Source organism: Antarcticibacterium sp. 1MA-6-2 (assembly GCF_021535135.1).
Classification (GTDB): domain Bacteria; phylum Bacteroidota; class Bacteroidia; order Flavobacteriales; family Flavobacteriaceae; genus Gillisia.
In genome coordinates, this window is record NZ_CP091036.1 from 1,355,890 (window position 1) to 1,379,821 (window position 23,932).

Consider the following 23,932-nt stretch of genomic DNA (forward strand, 5'->3'; position numbering starts at 1 on the left):
CTATAGTCGGTCAATTTCTCTTTTGAGTTCTTCCTTAGACTTTCCGGTTTTTTCCTGAAGTCTACCGAGCATCTCATCAAATTTCCCTTCGGAATACGTAGTATCATCATCGGTAAGATCTCCATAATTTTGTTTGAACTTACCTTTTACCTGTTTCCATTTTCCTTCTAATTGATCATTATTCATAACTTTCATTTTTGAGGGTTAATAATAAATAAATTTACCCCTTAATAAAAAGTTTTTATCTCAACGATATCACATTTTTCTCTTAAGGGAGTGTTATTTTTGCATTCAAATTTTCATATATGCTAAAGAAGATCATCCTTCTCCTCATGGTTTTGATATTGTGCTCGTGTGGAACTAACAAAAAGCTGATTTCCGCTAATGTCCAGGTAAAATTTCTGGATGATTTTATTATTTCTGAAGATCTTGAAGTAGGAGGCACAAAAGTGGGTGGATTGTCTGGTATAGATTATCACGACGGAACTTATTACCTTGTGGCAGATCATCCGGGCAATCCAAGGTTCTATAAAGCCAGGATAGAAATAAGAGAACGTAAAATAGATTCAGTAATTATTTCTGAAGTAATTGAACTTAAAAGAGAATCCTCCGATTTTTTAAAATTGAACACCCTTGACCTGGAGTCTATCCGCTTCAATCCCAAAACAGAAGAATTTATTTTCACTAGTGAAGGTTCCATTCAAAATGGTAAAGATCCGTCTGTTTTTAGTACGACCTCATCGGGAGAATATATTTCCCATTATGAACTTCCTGCATACTTTAAATCTTCAGGAGAACAGTCACCCCGGAATAATGGCGTATTTGAAGGTTTAGCTCCAGGTTATGATAAGACAGGATATTGGGTGGGTATGGAATTACCACTTAAGAAGGATGGATCTAAACCTAAATTATTCCCTACCAAATCCCCTATCCGAATATCCTTTTATAATAAAGATGGAGAAGCTACGAAACAATTTGTAATGCAACTTGAAGGAATCACTAAAATTCCATGGTTGTATTTTGCAGTAAATGGTTTGACTGAATTACTGGAATACGCGCCAGGCCAATTTCTCGTTCTCGAAAGGGCATTCTCTGCTTAGCCACGGCAGCAATGGCAATACTGTGAGAATTTTTGATGTAGACGCACGGAATGCCACAAATACGCTCGGTGCCGACAACTTAAGAAAGATAGATTATATAGCTGCGAAAAAAACTCTCGTTTTTGATTTTAAATCCATCAGGAAAGACCTTAAAGAACAAATAATCGACAATCTTGAATCAATAACTTTTGGACCGGATCTTCCAAATGGTAACAAAACACTTCTGTTAGCGTCAGATAACAACTTTAATTCTTTGGGGAGACAAATTTCCCAGATAATCTTAATGGAGTTAATAATAAAGAACTAAACTATGGAAAAACTAATATTATTCTTTTTACCCCTCTTCTTCTCCTGTAGCTTTGGAGATAAAAACACTACACCCCAGGAAACTTCAGAAGAACCGACTACTTACTATTTTATCCGCCACGCCGAGAAAGACATTTCCAATCCAAATAATCCTGATCCTGAACTTACTGAAGAAGGAATAAAACGATCAGAAAAGTGGGCAGAGGTTTTTAGAGATATTTCCTTTGATGCTATCTACAGTTCCGATTTTAAACGTACAAGAAATACTGCCCAAAAAATTGCAGATTTTCAGGAAAAGGAAGTTCAGCTTTACGATGTTAGTAAGCTGAATGATGAAAATTTTCAAAAAAACACGAAAGGAAAAACGGTTCTTGTTGTGGGTCACAGCAACACTAATCCCGCTTTTGTGAATTATATTCTGGAAGAGAAAAAATACAAAGATATAGAAGAGAGCGAAAGCGGAAGTTTATTTATTGTTACGCTAATGCCAAACGGAACAAAGACTTCTGAAGTGCTTTACATAAATTAAAATTTACTGTTCTTCAATTCTGGTTACTAAATTCTGGCTCTTGTATCCGGTTTCCCGTATCTTGCCTATAAATCGAAATTTAAATAAATGACATTTGAAGACCTTCCTTTATCCCAAAATATCCTACAAGGAATAGCAGAACTTGGTCACAATACTCCTACTCCGGTTCAGGAAAAGGTAATTCCTGAGGTTCTGAGAAGGAATGATGTTTTGGCTTCGGCTCAAACAGGTACAGGAAAAACGGGAGCTTTTGCTATTCCGCTTTTGCAGCTTTTACAGAAGCAGGTGGCAAAGGAAAGTTCAGAAAAACATCCTACTGTCCTTATAATTAGCCCCACCAGGGAACTGGCGGTACAGATCGAGGAAAACATAAGATCTTATGCAAGGTTTACTGATGTTAAATCAGGAGTTGTTTTTGGTGGTGCATCAATGCAGCCTCAAATCAATTTGCTGCGCGATGGGCTTCATATCCTTGTAGCGACTCCGGGAAGATTGCTGGATCTGAGAAAACAGGGATATATTGATCTTGATAAGATAGAAGTGCTGGTGCTTGATGAAGCTGACCTCATGTTGGATATGGGCTTTATTGATGAAGTTCAAAAGATAATCCGGTTATCATCTAATCTTGTACAAAGGCTGATGTTTTCTGCCACTATTCCTCCTAAAGTACAGGACCTCGCGAAAACACTACTTCAGGAGCCCGAAAGAATTGAGGTGGATCAAAATTCTTCTGCCGCCCCGGAAGTACAACAGAAACTCTACCTGGTTCCAAAACAGGACAAAACCGAACTTCTCCTTTTTGTTATGCGGAATGTGGTGAAGGAAAAATCGGTATTGATTTTCCGAAGAACAAAATTCGGCGTGGAGAAAGCTTTTGATTCCCTCAATAAGAACGGTTTTAAAGCTGAAGCTCTGCACGGGGATAAGAGTCAAAGCGAACGTTCTATCGCTTTAAACAAATTCAAGAACAAAGAGGTAAACATCCTGGTAGCCACCGATGTTGCTGCGAGAGGACTGGATATTGATCTACTGGATTACGTAATAAATTTTGATATTCCCAATCTACCGGAAGTATACGTGCACCGCATTGGCCGAACTAAGCAGGGCAGGGAATGTAGGAGCTTCCATCTCCTTTTGCAGTGCAGATGAAAGAGACTATATTAAAAATATCGAGAAGCTAATTGGTACAACAATTCCTATGGAAGAGAACCATCCTTACCCGCAGGCTAAAGATGCTACTCCTCCTGTTCATAAAAAGAAAGGCAGCAAACATAAAAAAGGAAGAAAAGGGAGTGGTTCAAAAGAAAATAAGAAGCGCTGGTACTAGGGTTGGTTATAGGTTATAGGTTATAGGTTATAGGTTATAGGTTATAGGTTATAGGTTATAGGTTATAGGTTATAGGTTATAGGTTATAGGTTATAGGTTATAGGTTATAGGTTATAGGTTATAAAATTAAAAAATGAAATCTGAAACCATAAGACTTTAACCTTAAAAAATATTGTTATAACTACAATTTTCAAGCACCTTTCAGGCATTTTGGATACATATAGATAAACCATACCCGAAAAATGAAAAACATTTTATTTTTTCTGTCATTAATGCTTTTTATTTCCTGTAGTAGCGATGAAGAACCCATTAATGACCAGCAGTTAAATGGAAACTGGTTTTTAACTGATATTGACTGTTTTTGCGGATTTGATTCTTCCATAGAAATAAAGGATTTCAAACTCAGGATTGACGATTCTGAAAAAGTACTTTATCTAAACAACCCAACTGAAGATTATTTTTACATTGCAGAATCAGGGGCTTATGAGTATGTACTGGAAACAGGATCTATAATTAAAGTCATTGGTGGAGATTCTTTTTATTACGAACTTCAGGGATCTAAACTTTATTTAACCCGCATTGATGATCCTGCAATTGCTGATGATGAACTTTATCTAATTTATGAAAGAGCGGGAAACTAATATTCAGTACTAACATAACAAAAAAAACTCCGAAGATCTTTCGGAGTTTTTCTGTTAATACCTGGATTATCTTACCAGTTTCTTGTATTTGATTCGCTTCGGCATTAAATCTCCACCTAAACGTTTTTTCTTGTTCTCTTCATATTCAGAAAAACTTCCTTCAAAAAAGTAAACTTGTGAGTCTCCTTCAAAAGCCAGGATATGGGTACAAACCCTATCCATAAACCACCTGTCGTGAGAGATTACCACCGCACAACCTGCAAAGTTTTCCAAACCTTCTTCCAAAGCTCTCAACGTGTTTACGTCAAGGTCGTTTGAAGGCTCATCCAGTAACAGTACGTTCCCTTCTTCTTTTAAGGTCATTGCGAGGTGAAGCCTGTTTCTTTCCCCACCCGATAATGCGCTTACTTTTTTGTTTTGCTCACTTCCTCCAAAGTTGAATCTGCTAAGGTATGCACGGGAATTTACCTGTCTTCCTCCCATCATCACCAGTTCCTGACCATCACAAAAGTTCTCCCAAATGGACCTGTTAGGATCTATATTAGAATGACTTTGATCTACATAAGCGATCTTTACAGTATCCCCTACTTCAAAATTCCCTTTGTCCGGCTGTTCTTCGCCCATGATCATCTTGAAAATAGTGGTTTTACTTAGCACCGTTAGGACCTATAATTCCTACGATTCCCGCTTGTGGCAGAGTGAAATTTAGGTCTTCATAAAGCAACTTGTCACCAAAGGCCTTGCTCACCCCTTTAGCTTCAATAACATTGGTTCCTAAACGAGGGCCGTTAGGAATATAGATCTCCAGCTTTTCATCCATTTGCTTTTGATCCTGGCTCATTAATTTATCGTAATTATTTAAACGGGCTTTTTGCTTCGTCTGCCTTCCTTTAGGAGACATCCTCGCCCATTCCAATTCCCGTTCAAGAGTTTTCTGGCGCTTGCTAGCCTGCTTTTGCTCCTGTGCAAGACGCTTCGATTTTTGATCCAGCCAGGAAGAATAATTTCCTTTCCATGGAATACCTTCTCCCCTATCCAACTCCAGGATCCATCCTGCAACATTATCAAGGAAATAACGGTCGTGAGTAACGGCAATAACAGTTCCTTTATATTCGGCTAAATGATGTTCCAACCAGTGTACAGATTCGGCATCCAGGTGGTTTGTAGGCTCATCCAGGAGTAATACATCAGGCTCTTGCAAAAGAAGTCGACATAAGGCGACCCTTCTTCTTTCTCCTCCCGATAAAACCCCGATCTTTTTATCAGGTTCAGGAGTTCTTAAAGCATCCATTGCAATTTCCAGCTTGGTGTCAAGTTCCCAGGCGTTGGAAGCGTCTATTTTATCCTGAAGCTCTGCCTGCTTGTCCATCAACTTCTGCATCTTATCGGCATCCTCGTAAACTTCCGGAAGCCCGAACATATCGTTGATCTTGTTGTATTCATCAAGGATGGCAACAGTTTCCGCAGCACCTTCTTTTACTACTTCCAGTACAGTTTTTTCATCATCTAGCTTTGGCTCCTGCTCAAGATATCCTACAGTGTACCCCGGTGAGAAAACAACATCTCCCTGGAAGTTTTTTTCTTCTCCTGCAATAATGCGAAGCAAAGTGGATTTTCCTGATCCATTCAAACCAAGAATCCCGATCTTAGCACCGTAGAAAAAGCTTAAGTATATATTTTTAATAACCGGAGTGTTTGCACCGGGGTAAGACTTGGTGACTCCACTCATGGAAAAAATCACCTTTTTATCATCTGCCATTTCAATGTATTTTTTATCGTTTGTAAGTTCAGAATTTCAAAAATGCTGATCATAATTTATTAAGCAAATATCACAAAATTACGAGGATATTGCTATCTCTATACTCAGATTTATTCAGCGTAGAGCCCCAATTCTCTCAGCACTACAAGCAACTGCCCCGTGTGATAAGCATTGTGTTCGATCACCAATAACACCTCTCTAAGTAACGTATGATCTGTTCCAGTTCTTACAGGAAGTAATAATTGATTTTTCGAGTCCAGCAGGAAAGAAGACAGTTCTTTTCTATTGTCAAAAAAAGCCTGCTGTAATTCCTTCCATTGAGCTTCAGTATCGGGAGCTTCATTTTGCGGCCAATAATCTTTGGGCCAATTAGATTCTTTATAATCTTCAGCTTTACAATATTCCAGAATATCCTGCTGGGCATACCACATGTGGTAAAAAAGAGAGTAAAAGGAATAAGGCAAGCCTGATGGCTTTTCCCCCAGTTTCTCAAAAGAAATTTTGTCAAGCATTTTTTCAACAGCCATAAAAGCTTCTCCTCCCTTCAGGTGCTTTACAAGCTGTTCCCTGATTTTCTGCATTTCCTCCATCTTACACTCTTCCCTTTAAAGCATTAAATGCCCAGGACATAACAAAAAATCCAATTCCTACAGTACAAAAACCAATTGCGTAGTCAAGATATTTTAATACCCCTAATAGAACCAGTGCAATACCAATTATAAGCGTGCAAAATGACGCCCATGCAAATATGGTGTTCTTATTCATTCCCATAAAAAATTGTCTTTGTCGCGCCTAAATCATTTCCTGAATTCCCAACACGTTCTTACCTGATAGATTTCCCCGTGCTTTCCTGCGCCTGTTCTATACAAATATCGAATATTTTAATGATTTATTAGTCTTTTTAAATAAGCCCGATTTCGTATTTTAGCCAAGATACAAAAGCCCCGGGTACTTACCGGAATTTTTCGGGGACAACAACTTTACAACCGGAACTAACATAGCAGGTATGGATATTAACTTCAATAAAAATGAAGATCATAACAAACTTTTACTTTCAACTCTCAGGCACAGGCTTTCTGAAGTAAAACTTGGAGGCGGTGAAAAACGCATAGAAAAGCATCATGCCAAGGGAAAAATGACCGCCCGGGAAAGAATCGACTATTTACTCGATGATTCAAAGGAAGCTATTGAAATAGGAGCTTTTGCAGGAGACGGGATGTATAAGGAACACGGCGGCTGCCCAAGTGGTGGCGTGGTTGTAAAAATAGGCCGGGTAAGAGGCACACAATGTATAGTTGTTGCCAATGATGCCACTGTAAAAGCTATGCCTGGTTCCCTATTACTGCTAAAAAAAATCTGCGCGCCCAGGAAATCTCTATAGAAAATAGATTGCCAATAATATACCTTGTAGACAGTGCAGGGGTGTACCTGCCTATGCAGGACGATATTTTCCCCGATAAAGAGCACTTCGGAAGGATCTTTCGAAATAATGCCATTATGAGCAGCATGGGAATTACCCAGATCTCTGCCATAATGGGAAGTTGTGTTGCTTAGTGGCGCTTACCTGCCTATAATGAGCGATGAAGCTATAATTGTGGAAAAAACCGGAAGTATTTTTCTGGCAGGAAGTTATCTTGTTAAAGCAGCTATTGGGGAATCAATCGACAATGAAACTTTAGGAGGAGCTACTACACATTCAGAAATTAGCGGGGTTACCGATTATAAGGCGAAAGATGACAAGGATGCTCTTGACACCATTAAAAATATAATTGACAAAATTGGAGATTTTGACAAAGCAGGTTATAACCGAAAAGATCCTGTAGAGCCGAAAGATGAGCCGAAGGAAATTTACGGAATCCTGCCCCAAAAGCGTACAGACCAATATGATATGCGGGAGATTATTAAACGACTGGTAGATGCTTCAGAATTTGAAGAATATAAAGAAGGTTACGGACAAACAATTATTACTAGCTATGCAAGAATAGATGGCTGGGCTGTAGGAATAGTGGCAAATCAGCGTAAAGTTGTAAAAACAAAAAAAGGCGAAATGCAATTTGGCGGAGTGATATATTCAGATTCTGCCGATAAAGCCACAAGATTTATTGCTAATTGTAATCAGAAGAAAATCCCGCTGGTGTTTCTGCAGGATGTGACAGGCTTTATGGTGGGAAGTAAAAGTGAACATGGTGGGATCATTAAAGACGGTGCTAAAATGGTAAGTGCAGTAAGCAATTCGGTCGTACCAAAGTTTACCATAATTATTGGAAACTCTTACGGTGCAGGAAATTATGCGATGTGCGGAAAAGCTTATGACCCCCGATTAATAGTAGCATGGCCAAGCGCCGAACTTGCAGTAATGGGTGGTACCCAGGCGGCAAAAGTGCTGGCACAAATAGAAACTGCTTCAATGTCAAAAAAAGGTGAAAAGGTAGACGCTGAAAAAGAAAAAGAAGTATTTGAAAAGATCAAAAATAGATATGATGCTCAAACTTCTCCTTATTATGCAGCGGCACGGTTATGGACAGATGCTGTTATTGATCCGCTCGATACGAGGAAGTGGATCTCCAATGGAATTGAAGCCGCTAACCACGCTCCTATTACCAAAGATTTTAATTTAGGAGTGATTCAGACTTGATATTTTTTAATGCTTAACAGGGAATTACTTAAAATCCTTCTATGAAATTTAGCCTATACTTTTTATTAATTCTTTTTACAATATCAGGGTATTCACAGGATACTCTTCACAGACATTACATTTTACTCGAGCAATATGTAAAACTTGGCAATAATCTTACAAAGCAGGACTCATTAAATTTTCAATTTAAAGGAGAAGACACATTGGTCTTGGTTTCTCCGGATTTTTTAGAAAGGAATAACAATGGAATTAGGGTTGAATATGAACCCAAAGATTCCCTGTTCTTAGAGATTTACAAGGATGTGGTTTATGGCAAAATGAACAGTGAACAGAGGGAGAAAGAAACTATGAAATACTGGAAGGATGAAATCAAGATCTTTTTTGCTTCCGGTGTACCACAAGACCACTCCCAAAAATTGATGGAATTTGCAAAAGAAATTTCATCAGAAATAGATTCCCTTAAAATAACCAAAGTAGACAATAAAGAACAGTCCAATTTTATGATCTATTACCTTAACCGGGAATACAATATTGATTATGAGCCTCGTATTAATAATAGAAACGGGGGATACTATATTAACTGGAATGCAAAACAACAAATTTATAAAGGATATGTAAAGATCAATACAGAATTTGTTAAGAATGAAAATGACCAAGTACAACTTTTGTTTTTCCACTTCTTTAAATCCCTGGGGTATTTTAAAAGTTCAGAAAAACTGAACTGTGAAAGCTATTTATCAGCCTGTAGAGTTCCCCGAAGACTCACGCAATCAGATAGAGAAATTCTTAAATATCATTATTCCTATGGAATTTGTAAAGGTGTTATCTTAAAGACTTTTAACGAGTTACATGAAAGCATGCAAAAAACATTGCGCCATAATCCAAAAGCCCAACTATATGTCGTCCATTCAGAATAGGTCAATATACAAATGTGCAGGAATACTTTTTGTTTTTGCCTTTTTAGGTTTTTATCCCATACAGGCTCAGGTACTAAGTAATAAGCAGCAAAAATATACTGAAGCTGATACCCTGAGAGGATCTTTACGCTCTGAAAGAGCTTATGATGTTCAAAAGTATCACCTGCAGGTAAGAGTTGATCCTGAGGAAAGATTTATTTCCGGATTTAATACGATCAGTTTTAAGGCTGAAAAAGATCTCCCGGTGATGCAGATAGATCTTTTTGAGAATATGACTATTGATTCTATCCTTCGGAAGGATCAGCAGTTAAAATATAACCGACGACATAACGCTGTTTTTGTAGATTTGAAGGATCCTGTTAAAGCTTCAAAAACAGACTCTATAAAAGTATATTTTTCCGGCCACCCTATTGTTGCGAAAAATGCTCCCTGGGATGGTGGATTTGTTTTTACTAAAGATAAGGAGGGTAACCACTGGATAGCTGTTGCAGTACAGGGAACAGGTGCAAGCCTTTGGTATCCAAATAAAGATCATCAAAGTGACGAACCAGAGGCAGCCCTAATTGAAGTAGAAGTACCCAATGGGTTGATGAACGTGTCCAACGGGAAATTTCAGGGGGAAAAAGATATGGGAGACGGTTATACCCGCTGGAGTTGGAAAGTTACTAACCCCATTAACAACTACAATATTGTAGTTAACATTGCAAACTACACCCATTTTTCCGATAACTATAAAGATCTCGACCTGGATTACTACGTCCTGCCGTACAACCTGGACAAAGCAAAAAAGCAATTTGAAGAGGTAAAGCCAATGATGGAATGTTTTTATGAAAAATTTGGAGAATATCCATTTGCTGAAGATGGTTTCAAACTAGTTGAAACACCTTATTTGGGAATGGAACATCAAAGCGCTGTAGCATACGGAAATAATTATATGAAAGGTTACCTGGGGAATGACTTATCAGGTACCGGAATTGGCCTTCTTTGGGATTATATTATTATCCACGAATCCGGTCACGAATGGTATGGCAATAGCATTACTGCAAAAGATATTGCCGATATGTGGATCCACGAAGGTTTTACTGCTTATACTGAAGCTGTTTACGTGGAATGCTTAGATGGGGAAAAGAAAAAGCTCTTGAATACCTGAAAGGTGTTAGAAGGGGGGTTAGCAACCGTGCTCCTATTATTGGAGATTATGGCGTAAATAGTGAAGGTTCCGGCGATATGTATATGAAAGGAGCCAATCTTTTAAATACAATAAGAAGCATCTACAATGACGACAAACTGTGGTGGAAAACACTTAAGGATTATACAGTGTCCAATAAGCACAAGATCATTGACACCCAAACTACAGAAACTTTCTTTGATAAAGCCACTAAAGTTGACCTTCAGCCAGTTTTTGATCAATACCTGAGGCATACAGCTTTACCTCACCTCGAGTTTAAAAAGGAAGCTAATACCATCTCCTATCGTTGGAAAGTTGATGTTGAAAACTTTAAAATGCTTAGGTTGATGTTTTTATAAATGATAAAGAAACAAGGCTACAGCCTACTACCGATTGGAAGAAATTAAAATCTATAAATTCTTTAGATGCAATACAGCTTAATGAAAAGGAATTTTTCATCACCACCAATTTATAATCTGATATTATCAAGGGAAAAATTCTAATTTCGACTCTTAACGGTGTTTTCCCTATGGATCTTACCGTTAGGAGTTTCTTCAAATTTTTGCAGAAGATAAATTTTCTTTGGCACCTCGTATTTTTCCAGTGTATTAAGGTTTTGAATACTTTCCTTTAATTGTATCAAAAGTTCTTCAGAAAAATCTGCTTCAACAAATAGCACCAGTTTTTCTCCTAATGCATCATCTGGCATACCTGTTACAAAGAACCTGTTGTCTATAGCATTATTAAGCTTGCTTTCTATTTCTTCAGGAAATAATTTAATTCCGCCGGAGTTAACCACGTTATCATATCGTCCTTTCCAGTAGAATTTCTTATAAGTAACAATTTCTACCACATCGTTGGTAGTTATTATTCCCTCTGCCACTTTTGGAGCTTTTACCACAAGACAGCCTCTTTTATCTGTAGAAATACCAACGTCTGGCAGAACTTTAAAAGGAATAGATTGAGATTTCTTTTTTTGTGAATTAAGTCTCTTGGCAGCTATATGTGAGACAGTTTCAGTCATACCAAAAGTTTCATAAACTTTAGTGTCAAGATCTTTAACCATGTTTTGTAAATGTGGAGAAACCGCACCCCCACCCACTATCAACTTCTTAATAAGGTGTAAACGTCCTACAGAATTGTCCAGTTGAAATGGAGTCATAGCACAAAAATCATAGATCTTGAAAACCTGGTCCAGTGGATTGGAAGACGGTGGAACAAGATCTAACTCCCAGCCCAGGACCATTGCTCTCACCACCATCATCTTACCTGCTATGTAATTTGCTGGTAAGCACATTAAAGCTTTAGATTTTGCCGGAAGTTCAAAAAATTTACCTGTAGCAATGGCTGAATTGACCATGTGCTCCTTCTTAATCTTTATTTTTTTCGGTTTTCCGGTAGAACCTGATGTTTGTACTACAAGGAAAGCAGATGGTTTTACCCAATCCAGGATGAAGTCACCCACCAGTCCTTCATAGGGTTCTCCCTCTTTAATAAAGTTGTAGGCAATTTTCCGAAGATCGGCAATTGAAGAATGAAGTTTATTTAGCCTAAAATCTGGATGAACTTCCGGTACTTCAAATTTTTCATTCATATGTGCTGTATAAAAACAGTATTTTTTACATGAATTGCTAAATTTAACAAAATGTCCGAAAATTCTTAAACTTCTTCTGAAGGATTTAACATTACTGGTTTTTCTACTTTACCAAAAAGCTTATATCCCCAATTGGACCATTTATATTTACGGGCCATAATAAAGAGGAAAATAGGATATACAACAAGTACTAGTATTAGCACATCCCACCCTGCTGAAGGCTCAGAAATATCTTTTAGTATAGAATTAGTTTGAAAGGCAGTCCAGTCCGCAGTTACCAGGATCGCTGTAACCAGATTATTTCCTGCGTGAAAACCCAGGGCCAGCTCCAGCCCGTCGTCCATTAAAGCCATGATCCCCAGTAAAAACCCTGTTCCTATGTAGTAGATCATAATGATATTCCCAAGTTTAGTTACCTCAGGATTAAAGAAATGAAGACCTCCAAAAAATACAGAAGTAATAAATAAAGGCAGCCACCTAGGTTTCCTGCCAGTATTCCAATTCCCTGCATTAGATAACCTCTAAAAAAATATTCTTCAAAGCTTGTTTGAAGGGGTACCATGACCACTGCAATTGCCAGCATTATAAAAAATGGCAAAGGCTGAAAATTAAACACGTAATCTTCGGGATTAGAAAAATAATCTATTAAAGTAACTGTCACTGAAAAAATTGCCACGAGACCAAAAGCAAAAAAGAACCTTCCCCAATCAATCTTTCTTCTTGTAGTTGTAAGACTCGTTATACTTTGGCTATGGATAAGTCTTACCACAAAGAATAAGGCAAACAATGCCACTGCAAAAGCCAGCAGCATCAGGAAAAAGGACCAGTTCGAATCAAGAATTTGCATGAGTTGGGATTCGTCCATTCCCTCCATGTCAAAGCCCGTTTCAAGAAAAATAGCAATAACAAATGGGATTTGACCTAGGCAAAGATCGCAGCAATGACTATTAAAACTCCTATGAGATATCTCCAAAAATCATGCTGATATTTATAAGCTTGTGCTATGTACATATTATTTTATAATTTAAAATTCCAGGCCTTTTCTGGATTGTAAGAAATATTTCCTGTTCTTATTTCAAGAGGACTGTCAAAATTGTTAGTGTAAAGACTACCAGTGCCTAATCCCTGAGGCAAAGGAGAACCAGTAGTATATGTCCACTGGCTAATAGCATTTAAACCCACGTTGCTCTCTAAAGCACTGGTGACCCACCAACCCTCTCCTGAATCTTTTACCAAGTCGATCCATTCCTGTGTACCTTGAAAACCGCCTATAAGACTGGGTTTAAAAATTAAATATTGTGGCTGTATTGTTTGTAGCAATTCCTTCTTTTTGGTTACAGTTGTTACTCCAATTAATTCTTCGTCCAGTGCGATAGGAACAGGTGTTTTACTGCATAAATCTGCCATTTCATAATACTGGCCCTGTTTTATGGGTTGTTCAATACTATGTATTTGAAAATCGCTTAGCCTGTTGATCTTTTCCAATGCCTCAGATGCAGAAAAAGCACCATTAGCATCTACTCTTAGCTCTATTTCTTCAGAAGAAAACTGGGATCTTATGTATTTGAGTAAATCAATTTCAGCATCAAAATCTATGGCCCCTATTTTTAGTTTAATACAACTAAATCCTTCTTTTATTTTTTCTGAAATTTGATCTTTCATAAATGATTTTTTCCCCATCCAAACTAATCCATTGATAGGAATGGAGGCTTTACCCAAGGTAAATTTTGAAGGGAATAGGACAAATTCGTCATTGGAAGATAAAGATAGAAATGCCATCTCCACCCCAAATTGAATAGAGGGAAATTCCTTTAACTGCTCCCAAAGCTCTACTGGACCAAGGTGAACGTTTTCACAGACCCATTGTAATTTTTCTTCATAACCCGGCTAAGTCATCAAAGCTTAGGGACCGCAATAAACCACATTCTCCAATGCCACGTTTACCGTTGTCTTCCAAAATGAGGAACCAGGCCTCTTTAGTCGTAAGAACGCCCCGCGAAGTTCCGCTGGGGCGTTTAAAATTTAAAATATACTTATAGTAAGATGCCTGCATTAAATTCCCGCAATAATTAGAGTTCTATGCTTTCACCAATTTCCAGCAGCATCAAATCCTTGTCTTTTTCATAAAATTTTCTCTTGGCTTCCTCGTGATCTATTTCTATGTATCCAAAAGTATCGTAATGGCAGCCAATAATTTTATCACACTCAATGAAATCACTTGCAATAATTGCATCTTCTACTCCCATTGTAAAATTATCACCAATAGGAAGAATAGCCAGATCTAAACTTGTTCTCATAGGGATCAACTTCATATCCATTGTAAGGGCTGTGTCCCCGGCGATATAAATATTTTTATGTTCGCTCTCAATTACAAAACCGCCAGGCTGTCCTCCATAACTACCATCAGGAAAAGAACTGGTATGAATAGCATTGACATATTTTACTTTACCAAACTCAAAATCCCAACTTCCACCGTGGTTCATTGGATGCACCTCAAGGCCTTTTTGCTCGTAATGATTAGCAATTTCAAAATTGCTTACAATCACAGCACCAGTATTTCTCGCTATTTCTTCTGCATCCAGCGTGTGATCCTGATGAGCGTGTGTAAGAAGAATATAATCGGGCTTTAGATCATTAATATCAATTTTATCTTTAGAATTTTCATTCCCCGTGATAAATGGATCAACAAGAAGATTGATCTGTCCAATTTGGATTCCGAAGGAATTATGTCCGTAAAAGGTAATTTTCATTGTATTAATATTTTGGTGGTTTATAAAAATACGGCTAGAATTCATTTTTTCAGCAATATGCAGTATAATTTATTGTCCCTCCCAGTTATATTTAAATAATTAAGCCCAATCCTAATAAAAGGGATAGAAAAAATGTTGTTAAAGCCAAAATTTTCAACTCCGGATCAAGAAGCATTGGACTTTCATTTTTTCCAACGCGAGCTAGATGTAAAAATAGGGGTACAAAAGCAATTACGAATAAAAAATCGTTCCACTCTTTTGCAGTCAAAATTGCGTAGAGTACTAAACACAAAACAGCTCCCAATATTAAGAAGTAATGGTAATTTTTTGCATTACCTGCTCCCATTTTTACCACAAGAGTATTTTTTCCGGCTTTCTCATCACTCAACCTGTCCCTCATGTTATTAAGGTTCAAAACACCCGTACTTAAAAGTCCTATTGACGATGCAGGAAGAAGAACGGTCCATTCTAAAGCCATAGCATAAAGAAAGTACGAGCCAAAAACTGCTACGAGACCAAAGAAAAGAAATACAAAAATATCCCCCATTCCCCTGTACCCATAGGCGTTATTGCCGACTGTATACTTTATGGCTGCTGCAACAGCACCAATTCCCAGCAAAAAGAAAATTACAGCAAAAAGAAAATTTTCACTTCCAAAAGCAGTATAAATGAGAAGAACAGCCAAAAATAAAGTTATTACTGTGGTGGCTATAATTCCCTGCTTCATTTCTTTTGTTGTAATAAGACCACTTTGTATAGCTCTTGCAGGGCCAATGCGGTCATCATTATCAGTGCCTTTTACCCCGTCTCCGTAATCATTTGCAAAATTAGATAGAATTTGGAGCCCTAAAGTTGTTCCCAGGGCAAGACTAAAAATGACTATATTAAAATACCCTTCCTGTGCAGCAATCGTAGTACCCACAATTATTCCTGAGATTGATAAAGGCAAAGTCCTTAAGCGGGCAGCATTTAACCATGAACTTACTTTTCCCATTAAGCCATGAGTTTAACCAAAAGTTCTTTCAATAAATCTCCCTGAGGAATATTAGCCGCTCCCACTCCTTTACTTTTTACATCTGCATCCCGCAAAAGTGCAATTGCATTACTCGCCTTTTTCATAGGATAATTTCCTGCAGCCAGGACGTAATCGCTTACGAAATAGGGGCTTACTTTTAAATATTTTGCCACATTAGCTTTTGATTTATCAACCAGCCCGTGGTACTGTAATATTTGAGAGAAGAAACCATAGAGTAAAGAAATTGTCACTATCATTGGATTGTCCTTAGGATTTTGTGAAAAGTAATTAATGATCCTGTGAGCTTTCACCACATCTCTTTGTCCCAGAGCTTTCCGAAGTTCGAAATTGTTGAAATCCTTACTAATTCCTATATTTTCTTCAATTAATTCCGGAGTAATAGTAGAACCTACCGGAGAGATAAGCTGTAATTTTTGCAGTTCATTATCTATCTTTCCAAGATCGGTTCCCAGGAACTCAACCAGCATCTGGGAAGCTTTAGGAGAGATTTGATAGTTACGCGATTTTAAAGTTTTCTGGATCCACTCCGCCACCTGATTCTCATATAATTTTTTTCCCTCAAATAGTACCCCATTTTTGGAAACCAGTTTATACAGCTTTTTCCGCTTATCTATCTTTTTATACTTATAGCAAAAAACCAGAGTAGTGGTTTCCTGAGGATTTTCTGCATATTTTTCCAATTTATCAATAGTCCTTGAAAGATCCTGAGCCTCTTTTATAATAATAACCTGCCTTGGAGCCATCATAGGGTAGCGTTTTGCATTGCTAACAATATCATCTACACTGGTGTCCCTACCATAAAGTACCATTTGGTTAAACCCTTTCTCCTCTTCCTGTAAAAGGTTCTCCTCCAGGTAATCTGATATTTTATCAATGTAATAAGGCTCTTCTCCCATCAGGAAATAGATTGGCTTTATATCTCCTTTTTGAATCGCTTTAACTATTTGCAGTGCTTCTTCCATTAGTGGGTTTAAACAATCTGGAAATTTCAATATTTGTTCAGATTAAACTGAGGCCTCATCCTTTTTACTAATTTTGAGGCTATGCAAAAATTAAATTTTCCCGACTATTCGTTTCGGTTCAAAAATAGCGAAAATAAAATAGCTGTTTTTGATGAAATAAGGAAAAAATTCGTCATTCTGACTCCTGAAGAATGGGTTCGGCTTAATACTGTTCAATACCTGAAGCAGCAAAAGAAATATCCCACCAGCCTGATAAATGTGGAAAAGCAGGTGAAAATTGGAAAAATAGTGAAGCGATATGATATTGTGGTTTTTAATTCCTCTGGTGAAGTTCACCTCGTTGTGGAATGTAAAGCACCTGAAATCACTATTACTCAAGCCACTTTTGATCAAATTGCACGGTACAACATGAAGTTAAACGCTCAATTCTTAATGGTAACGAATGGCCTGCAGCATTATGTCTGCCAAATGGATTACCAAAAGGAAAAGTATAATTTTTTGCCACAGCTCCCGGATTATGATCCTATCCAAAGTTGAACACTTAAGTAAAGAGGCAAACTATTATTCTATGTACTTTTGCTTCTTCTTCTTTTAAATCACCTTAATGACAATAGGAGTAGTTATTTTAAACTGGAATGGGCTTAAACTTCTGAAGCAATTTTTGCCCGATGTAGTGTCTTTTTCATCTGAAGCAACCGTGTATGTTGCCGATAATGCTTCTACAGACAATTCAATTAAATACGTGGAATTAAATTTTCCGGGAGTAAAAATTATTCGAAATGAAGTTAACGGAGGATATGCTAAAGGCTATAATGATGCGCTGGCAAGTGTTAAAGAAGACATTTTTGTTCTGCTAAATAGCGATGTACAGGTAACCCCTCATTGGCTCGAACCAATTTTAGCAACTTTTAAGAAATATCCCGTGGCAGGTGCCGTGCAGCCTAAACTATTAGATTTTAAAAGACCTGAATATTTTGAATACGCTGGTGCAGCCGGAGGCTATATTGACAGGTTTGGATATCCTTACTGCCGCGGAAGGGTTTTTGAGACTATCGAAAAAGATGAAGGACAGTACGACGATGAGCAGGAAATATTCTGGGGCAGTGGTGCCTGTCTGGCTATAAGAAGAGAAGTTTTTTATGAAGCCGGAGCTTTTGATGAGGATTATTTTGCACATCAGGAGGAGATCGACCTCTGCTGGAGACTGAACAGTTTAGGTTATAAAGTAAGATATGTTTCTACATCTGTAGTCTACCATGTTGGTGGGGCCACTTTGAATAGTATGAACCCTCAAAAAACGTTTTATAATTTCAGGAATAGTTTATACAACTTAATAAAGAATCTTCCTTCTCATCAATTAATTTGGGTAATATTTCTACGCATGATCCTGGATGGAGTTGCGGGAATACAATTTTTATTTGAAGGAAAAGCCAATCATTTCAGCGCTGTCCTTAAAGCACATATCAATTTCTACAAACGTCTGCCGCTGCTGCTGCGAAAGAGAAAAAATTTTCCAAAAAAGCTTAATTATTTCTCCAAAAATTCCGTTGTTTGCACTTACTTTTTAAAGGGAGAAAAAAAATTTTCAAACTTTTAAGGTTTTGCCCTTAAAAACTATTTTATTGGCACTAGATTTGATAACTTTGGAAAATTCTAACAAATAAATTTAATTACACCGATTATGAAGAAAATCATGCTTTTATCGGCTACTGCGGCAATTTTACTTTCTTCTTGTGTTTCACAAAAGAAATATGCTGAACTGGAAGCCCAACACAAAGAAACAAGAGACCAACTTAACACGGCCACCGTGAAGTTAAATTCCTGTTTGGATGAAAAAGAACGTCTTGGTCAACAGATTAACACTTTAAACAACACAAATGCTGCCCTACTTAACAACGTTGGTGATTTGGCCACATTGTCAAAGAAAGAAGCTGAAAACCTTGAAAAATCTCTAGAGAGCATCAAGGAAAAAGATATCAAGATCCAGCGTATGCAGGATGCTATTACCAAAAAAGATTCTGTAACTCTTGCTTTAGTTACAAGTCTTAAAGGAGTTCTTGGTAACATGAATGATGAAGACATCCAGATTAATGTTGAAAAAGGTGTAGTTTATGTTTCTATTTCTGACAAACTTTTATTCGAAAGCGGTCGTTGGAATCTTTCTAACCGTGCTAAAGAAGTTTTAGGAAAAGTAGCCCAGGTAGTTAACAACCGTCCAAATATCGAGTTTATGGTTGAAGGTCATACAGATGATAAAGCTATAAGCACCAACTGTATCGAAGATAACTGGGATTTAAGTGTTAAACGTGCTACTTCTGTAGTTAGAACACTTCAAAATGAGTTTAATGTACTTAGCTGAAAGAATGACAGCTGCAGGTAGAAGTTACTACGTGCCTTTAGCTAGCAATGCGACAGAAGATGGACGTGCTCAAAACAGAAGAACCAGAATCGTTATTCTTCCTAAGTTAGATCAGTTCTATGACCTGATCGAACAAGGAATGCAGAGTGCTAAATAATAAAGCCACCTGAATAAATTTAGAAGCCCCGAAATTCGGGGCTTTTTTTATTTTAGTAAAGTATCCATTTAAGATTGTTGTTACTGTTTATCAAACATTAACATTTGTTGATTAAAATTCATTTGTTCAATAGTTTTCATAAACCTATTTTTAACGGATTATTAACTATTTTAAATATGAAAATGAATTTACACAAAATTAAAGCTACCTTATTAATTCTTGCAGTAGGAACTTTTGCTGTTTCATGCGAGAAAGAAAATTTAGAACAGTCTACGACAAATTTAAATGCCGAGACTATGAACAAAGAATTAATTCTTAACCCAAACAGTGGAAAATCAGCTGAAATTCAGGTTAGCGAAAACATTGGGATTGCTGTTAGAAATGCAGTTGAACCTAGTGAATGTGCCCCAACAGAGCTTGATGAAGTAGTAGGTGTATACATACAGCAAATAATAGCAGACCCCATAGCTTTGGCTAATAATGGGATATATTCTAACATCAATTATTATTACAGTTATTTAATAGATAAAGGAGAACAAACTTTTGGGGCTGAAGGAAAATTCACATCCTTAATGGTAAAACGTGAAAGAGAACTTTCTAAATTCTTTGAACTGCCAATAGACATTAGGGTAAATGGACAGCACACTGCTAATTTAAATGATAGAAATGTTTGGATTAGTGTATTATCAAATTTTTATGGATATAATCTGCCTGATGGAAGTTTCTTGCCTCTGACGGTTCAGCAAGCGGCACAAATTGCAGATCAATATTTAGCATTAAATGAAGCATCTCCAAATTTACCAGAAAATCCATATTTTGCTACAGATGGTTTCGCATCCAGCAATGGAACAATAGTAATTGGTGATGGTTTAGTTAGATGGCTTGCTGAAGCCGGAGTAGAAGAAAGTATTGTATGGACAGGGATTCTTGCTCATGAGTGGTCACACCAGGTACAATTCAACAATTACGGGGAATGGTATCCAATAGGTGCGGCAGATAATCTTCCGGAAGCAACAAGATTTACAGAATTGGAAGCAGACTTTTTCGCTGCATATTATATGACGCACAAAAGAGGAGCTACGTACAACTGGAAAAGAGTTGAAGAATTCTTTGAATTGTTCTTCCAAATTGGAGATTGTAGCTTTACATCAAATGGTCACCACGGTACTCCTGCACAAAGAATGGAAGCTGCTCGTTTAGGATTTGAACTCGCAAATGACGCGCAAAAACAAGGGCACATCCTTACTGTAGAGGAACTTCATGAAATTTTTGTTGAACAGATTTCAGAAGTTATTCCTGCACCGGGATCGACTAAATAGTCTCAATACCACAAATGAAAGAATGCCATTTTCTTAATTGAAAATGGCATTTCTATTTTTGGGAAAATCTTTTTACATTATTTCCAGGCTTCCTTTTCCCTGCCTAATAACTTCCGGAGAGTTAGTGGTAAGATCTATTACGGTAGAAGGAGTATTATCTCCATAGCCTCCGTCAATAACAATATCCACAAGTTTATCCCATTTTTCAAGGATAAGTTCGGGATCTGTTGTGTACTCAATTACCTCATCTTCATCTCTAATAGATGTGGAAACAATAGGGTTACCCAGTTCGTGTACTATAGCTTTACAAATATTGTTGTTGGGAACTCTTATACCAACGGTCTTCTTCTTTTTAAAAACTGTTGGCAAATTACTATTCCCCGGTAGAATAAATGTGTACGGTCCCGGTAAACATCTTTTAAGTATCTTAAAGGTATGAGTATCTATCTGCTTTACATAATCTGAAAGATTACTTAAGTCTTCACAAATAAATGAAAAGTTTGCCTTATCCAGTTTTACTCCTTTTAACTGGGCAATTTTTTCCAGGGCAGAGGTATTAGTAATATCACAACCTAATCCATATACCGTATCTGTCGGGTAAATTATAATTCCTCCTTTACGGAGTACGTCTCCTACTTTTTTTATGTCTTTTGGATTAGGGTTTTCTTCGTAGATCCTTATTAATTCAGCCATTCTTTTAGTTTTTAAAATGATAAATAGGAGTTGCAGAAAAATCTATTGCTCCAGGTGTTCTACCTCACTTTCCAGCTTTAAAACTTCATTTCCGTTCTCCTGCTGAATGAAAAGAGCTTTATTGCCGGGTTCCCCATTTCGGGTGATCTTAGAGCCTTTTATAGTGGTCGTGATCTTCCGGTCAAAAGTGTCCTTAACCGTGCCTGTTGCGGTACCTTTGCCCCACTTCCAGCTAACTTTACTGCCAGTCCTTATCATTTTTTAAATCAAGATAATAAAACCTGCAGTAGTAGGCATGTTGAGTAACAGAAATTTAACTGTTAAGGCTTTCCTGAATTAGGACAACAACTTTAATTTGGCAAACCTTAGCAGGAGCTTTTTAATGCCTCCATTCTCAAAATCAATTTCTGCTTTTTTATCCTGTCCTACTCCGTCTATTTTTAGCACTTTTCCTTTTCCAAACCGGATGTGTTCAACTTCATTGCCTTCTATAAGTTTTACACCATCGGTAATATCATTTGCAGCATGAGAGGCTGTTGCAGGTCGTAACTTGCGGAGTTTCCTCAACTGTTCCTCACTTGGCTTGTGTGCTTAGATGGCGGAGATCCTGAAACAGGTTTAGATTGTCGAAGTTTGCTTTTATCTACTTCTCCAAAAATGTCAGTATCTATTAAAGGTTTGTACTTATAATCATCCTGAGGGATCATATAATCGAGAAACTGGTTTTCAATTTCTTCAATAAATCTGCTCGGTTCAGCATCTACTAATTTTCCCCACCTGTACCTGGATTGTGTGTACGTAAGATATGCCTGTTTTTCAGCACGGGTTAAGGCGACATAGAACAAGCGACGTTCTTCCTCCAATTCAGTCCTTGTATTCATACTCATTGCAGATGGAAAAAGATCTTCTTCCATTCCTACAATATAAACATATGGAAATTCAAGTCCCTTAGCGAGGTGAATCGTCATTAGAGCTACCCTGTCATCATCTCCTGTATCTTTATCCATATCTGTAGCAAGGGCTACATCCTCAAGAAATTCTGTCAATGATCCCGTAGCATCTGCAAGTTCTTTCTGCCCTTCCACAAAATCTCTGATACCATTCAGCAGTTCCTCGATGTTTTCTATTCTGGCAACACCTTCAGGAGTACCATCTTTCTTCAGCTCCTGTACGAGACTAGGTTTTTTGGCTACAGTATCAGCCACGGTGAAAGCATCAGCATTCTCATTGAGAATGGTAAAGCTCTTGATCATATTTACAAAATTGGAGAGCTTATTTCTTGTTCCGGAATTGATCTTAATGTTTAGCTGATCCAGATTTTCAATTACCTCAAAAATTGAACGGCCATATTGATTGGCCAAAATGGTAAGTTTATCAATTGTAGTCTGTCCAATCCCACGCGCCGGATAATTGATCACCCGCTTCAAAGCTTCTTCATCATTCGGATTAATTAGAAGCCTTAAATAAGCCAGGACATCTTTTATCTCTTTCCGCTGATAAAATGATAGTCCGCCGTAGATCCTGTATGGAATATCTCTTTTCCTCAAAGCGTCTTCCATTGCCCGGCTTTGGGCGTTTGTTCTGTATAAAATTGCAAAATCCCCATTGCTCAGTTGATTCTGCATTTTGTTTTCAAATATGGAACTTGCTACAAATCTTCCTTCTTCCCCATCATTTATCAGGCGATTAACAACAATCCGGGATCCATCATCATTGGCTGTCCATACAACTTTATCCAGTTTTGTCTTGTTCTTTTCTATGATTGAATTGGCAGCGTTTACTATGTTTCGGGTAGAGCGGTAATTCTGTTCCAGCCTGTACATCTGCACATTTTCGTAATCCTTCTGAAAGTTCAGAATGTTATTAATGTTTGCTCCACGGAAGGCGTAAATACTCTGTGCGTCATCTCCTACCACACATATATTCTGAAATTTATCTGATAATGCTTTTACAATTAAATACTGCGAATGGTTTGTATCCTGGTACTCATCCACCAGAATGTATCTGAACCTGTTTTGGTATTTCTGAAGCACCTGGGGAAACCTGTTTAGAAGTTCATTGGTTTTCAGAAGAAGGTCATCAAAATCCATTGCTCCGGCCTTGAAACAACGCTCCACATAGTTCCTGTAAATCTCTCCCATTCTCGGCTTTTTAGACATTGCATCGGCCTCCATTAATTCCGGGTTCTGGAAATAGGCTTTTACCGTGATGAGACTGTTCTTATATGATGAGATCCTTGAATAAACCTGTTTGTACTTATATACATCCTTATCTAAGCCCATCTCTTTTATAATAGCGCTTATTAGTCGCTGGGAATCCTGGGTGTCATAAATAGTGAAATTTGAAGGGTAACCAAGTTTATCTGCCTCAAAGCGTAACATCTTGGCAAAAATGGAATGGAAAGTGCCCATCCAAAGATTCTTGGCCTCACTATTTCCCACGATTTGGGCAATACGTTTTTTCATCTCCCGGGCCGCCTTATTGGTAAAGGTGAGCGCCAGAATATTAAAGGGATCCACTCCTTTGCTCATTAGGTATGCGATCCTATAGGTAAGCACCCGCGTTTTCCCCGATCCGGCTCCTGCAATTACTATCATTGCACCGTCTTTTTGCAGTAAGCGCCCGCTGGGCATCATTTAATTCAGCTAAATAAGATTCCAATTTCCTTTTTTCTTTTAAG

21 protein-coding genes and 6 pseudogenes are annotated in these 23,932 nt (G+C 37.7%); 14 read left to right on the forward strand and 13 right to left on the reverse strand.

Going from position 1 to position 23,932, the window contains the following annotated elements; genetic code table 11:
• On the reverse strand, positions 1–186 hold the full coding sequence (locus tag LZ575_RS06835) for a CsbD family protein (RefSeq protein ID WP_235330016.1): 186 nt from the start codon (positions 184–186) through the stop codon (positions 1–3).
• Between the two features lie 119 nt (positions 187–305).
• Here LZ575_RS06835 and LZ575_RS06840 point away from each other — a divergent pair, with 119 nt between their 5' ends.
• The 6 genes from LZ575_RS06840 to LZ575_RS06855 all read left to right on the forward strand — a co-directional run bounded on the left by LZ575_RS06840 (position 306) and on the right by LZ575_RS06855 (position 3,903).
• On the forward strand, positions 306–1,100 hold the full coding sequence (locus LZ575_RS06840) for an esterase-like activity of phytase family protein (RefSeq protein WP_255702848.1): 795 nt from the start codon (positions 306–308) through the stop codon (positions 1,098–1,100).
• Positions 1,101–1,122: 22 nt separating this feature from the next.
• A complete protein-coding gene (locus LZ575_RS22370; protein ID WP_255702849.1) occupies positions 1,123–1,407 on the forward strand; it encodes an esterase-like activity of phytase family protein in 285 nt (94 codons plus the stop codon).
• Between the two features lie 3 nt (positions 1,408–1,410).
• On the forward strand, positions 1,411–1,935 hold the full coding sequence (locus LZ575_RS06845; protein ID WP_235330017.1) for a phosphoglycerate mutase family protein: 525 nt from the start codon (positions 1,411–1,413) through the stop codon (positions 1,933–1,935).
• A gap of 87 nt (positions 1,936–2,022) precedes the next feature.
• Positions 2,023–3,084, forward strand: coding sequence for a DEAD/DEAH box helicase (locus tag LZ575_RS06850; RefSeq protein ID WP_311196010.1), 1,062 nt, complete (start codon positions 2,023–2,025; stop codon positions 3,082–3,084).
• Positions 3,085–3,133: 49 nt separating this feature from the next.
• Positions 3,134–3,262: a hypothetical protein gene (locus LZ575_RS23400; protein WP_311196011.1), complete on the forward strand. Its 129-nt coding sequence runs from the start codon at positions 3,134–3,136 to the stop codon at positions 3,260–3,262.
• A 242-nt stretch (positions 3,263–3,504) separates the two neighbouring features.
• The gene (locus LZ575_RS06855) at positions 3,505–3,903 is read left to right on the forward strand and encodes a hypothetical protein (protein WP_235330018.1); all 399 of its coding nucleotides are present in this window, start codon (positions 3,505–3,507) and stop codon (positions 3,901–3,903) included.
• A gap of 66 nt (positions 3,904–3,969) precedes the next feature.
• Here LZ575_RS06855 and ettA read toward each other — a convergent pair.
• From ettA to LZ575_RS06870, 3 genes and pseudogenes are all read right to left on the reverse strand, one after another.
• Positions 3,970–5,662: pseudogene (ettA, locus tag LZ575_RS06860) on the reverse strand (energy-dependent translational throttle protein EttA).
• A 110-nt stretch (positions 5,663–5,772) separates the two neighbouring features.
• Entirely contained in the window at positions 5,773–6,243 is a 471-nt protein-coding gene (locus LZ575_RS06865; RefSeq protein WP_235330019.1) for a DinB family protein, read from the reverse strand.
• 10 nt (positions 6,244–6,253) lie between these two features.
• Complete coding sequence (locus LZ575_RS06870) at positions 6,254–6,433, reverse strand: CAL67264 family membrane protein (protein ID WP_235330020.1); 180 nt, start codon at positions 6,431–6,433, stop codon at positions 6,254–6,256.
• A 235-nt stretch (positions 6,434–6,668) separates the two neighbouring features.
• On the opposite strand from LZ575_RS06870, the pseudogene LZ575_RS06875 reads away from it, so the two are divergent.
• From LZ575_RS06875 to LZ575_RS23405, 4 genes and pseudogenes are all read left to right on the forward strand, one after another.
• A pseudogene (locus LZ575_RS06875) lies at positions 6,669–8,297 on the forward strand (acyl-CoA carboxylase subunit beta).
• A gap of 41 nt (positions 8,298–8,338) precedes the next feature.
• A complete protein-coding gene (locus LZ575_RS06880) occupies positions 8,339–9,214 on the forward strand; it encodes a hypothetical protein (RefSeq protein WP_235330021.1) in 876 nt (291 codons plus the stop codon).
• A complete protein-coding gene (locus tag LZ575_RS06885) occupies positions 9,195–10,364 on the forward strand; it encodes a M1 family metallopeptidase (protein ID WP_311196012.1) in 1,170 nt (389 codons plus the stop codon). The genes LZ575_RS06880 and LZ575_RS06885 overlap by 20 nt, the downstream gene beginning before the upstream one ends.
• Entirely contained in the window at positions 10,325–10,741 is a 417-nt protein-coding gene (locus LZ575_RS23405) for a hypothetical protein (protein WP_311196013.1), read from the forward strand. The genes LZ575_RS06885 and LZ575_RS23405 overlap by 40 nt, the downstream gene beginning before the upstream one ends.
• 140 nt (positions 10,742–10,881) lie before the next feature.
• On the opposite strand, the gene LZ575_RS06890 is transcribed toward LZ575_RS23405, so the two are convergent.
• The 6 genes and pseudogenes from LZ575_RS06890 to holA form a co-directional block, all read right to left on the reverse strand.
• The gene (locus LZ575_RS06890; protein ID WP_235330022.1) at positions 10,882–11,976 is read right to left on the reverse strand and encodes an AMP-binding protein; all 1,095 of its coding nucleotides are present in this window, start codon (positions 11,974–11,976) and stop codon (positions 10,882–10,884) included.
• 65 nt (positions 11,977–12,041) lie between these two features.
• Positions 12,042–12,987 (reverse strand): annotated as a pseudogene (locus LZ575_RS06895) (lysostaphin resistance A-like protein).
• Between the two features lie 6 nt (positions 12,988–12,993).
• Positions 12,994–14,029, reverse strand: a pseudogene (locus tag LZ575_RS06900) (o-succinylbenzoate synthase).
• 16 nt (positions 14,030–14,045) lie between these two features.
• Positions 14,046–14,726 carry a metal-dependent hydrolase gene (locus LZ575_RS06905; RefSeq protein ID WP_235330023.1) on the reverse strand — a complete coding sequence of 227 codons (681 nt, stop codon included), beginning with the start codon at positions 14,724–14,726 and terminating at the stop codon, positions 14,046–14,048.
• A 91-nt stretch (positions 14,727–14,817) separates the two neighbouring features.
• Positions 14,818–15,720, reverse strand: a complete 903-nt coding sequence (gene menA, locus LZ575_RS06910) for a 1,4-dihydroxy-2-naphthoate octaprenyltransferase (protein WP_235330024.1) — start codon at positions 15,718–15,720, stop codon at positions 14,818–14,820.
• On the reverse strand, positions 15,720–16,724 hold the full coding sequence (gene holA, locus LZ575_RS06915; RefSeq protein ID WP_235330025.1) for a DNA polymerase III subunit delta: 1,005 nt from the start codon (positions 16,722–16,724) through the stop codon (positions 15,720–15,722). Before holA ends, menA begins: the two co-directional genes overlap by 1 nt.
• Positions 16,725–16,805: 81 nt before the next feature.
• On the opposite strand from holA, the gene LZ575_RS06920 reads away from it, so the two are divergent.
• The 4 genes and pseudogenes from LZ575_RS06920 to LZ575_RS06935 all read left to right on the forward strand — a co-directional run bounded on the left by LZ575_RS06920 (position 16,806) and on the right by LZ575_RS06935 (position 20,559).
• Complete coding sequence (locus tag LZ575_RS06920; RefSeq protein WP_235330026.1) at positions 16,806–17,261, forward strand: type I restriction enzyme HsdR N-terminal domain-containing protein; 456 nt, start codon at positions 16,806–16,808, stop codon at positions 17,259–17,261.
• Between the two features lie 67 nt (positions 17,262–17,328).
• The gene (locus LZ575_RS06925; RefSeq protein WP_235330027.1) at positions 17,329–18,321 is read left to right on the forward strand and encodes a glycosyltransferase family 2 protein; all 993 of its coding nucleotides are present in this window, start codon (positions 17,329–17,331) and stop codon (positions 18,319–18,321) included.
• Positions 18,322–18,405: 84 nt separating this feature from the next.
• A pseudogene (locus LZ575_RS06930) lies at positions 18,406–19,240 on the forward strand (flagellar motor protein MotB).
• Positions 19,241–19,422: 182 nt separating this feature from the next.
• Complete coding sequence (locus LZ575_RS06935) at positions 19,423–20,559, forward strand: neutral zinc metallopeptidase (RefSeq protein WP_235330028.1); 1,137 nt, start codon at positions 19,423–19,425, stop codon at positions 20,557–20,559.
• A 72-nt stretch (positions 20,560–20,631) separates the two neighbouring features.
• Here LZ575_RS06935 and LZ575_RS06940 read toward each other — a convergent pair whose 3' ends face one another.
• The 3 genes and pseudogenes from LZ575_RS06940 to LZ575_RS06950 form a co-directional block, all read right to left on the reverse strand.
• Complete coding sequence (locus LZ575_RS06940) at positions 20,632–21,252, reverse strand: L-threonylcarbamoyladenylate synthase (protein WP_235330030.1); 621 nt, start codon at positions 21,250–21,252, stop codon at positions 20,632–20,634.
• 42 nt (positions 21,253–21,294) lie between these two features.
• Positions 21,295–21,510 carry a DUF2945 domain-containing protein gene (locus LZ575_RS06945; protein WP_235330032.1) on the reverse strand — a complete coding sequence of 72 codons (216 nt, stop codon included), beginning with the start codon at positions 21,508–21,510 and terminating at the stop codon, positions 21,295–21,297.
• Positions 21,511–21,588: 78 nt separating this feature from the next.
• Positions 21,589–23,913: pseudogene (locus LZ575_RS06950) on the reverse strand (ATP-dependent helicase).
• Positions 23,914–23,932: the final 19 nt, after the last annotated feature.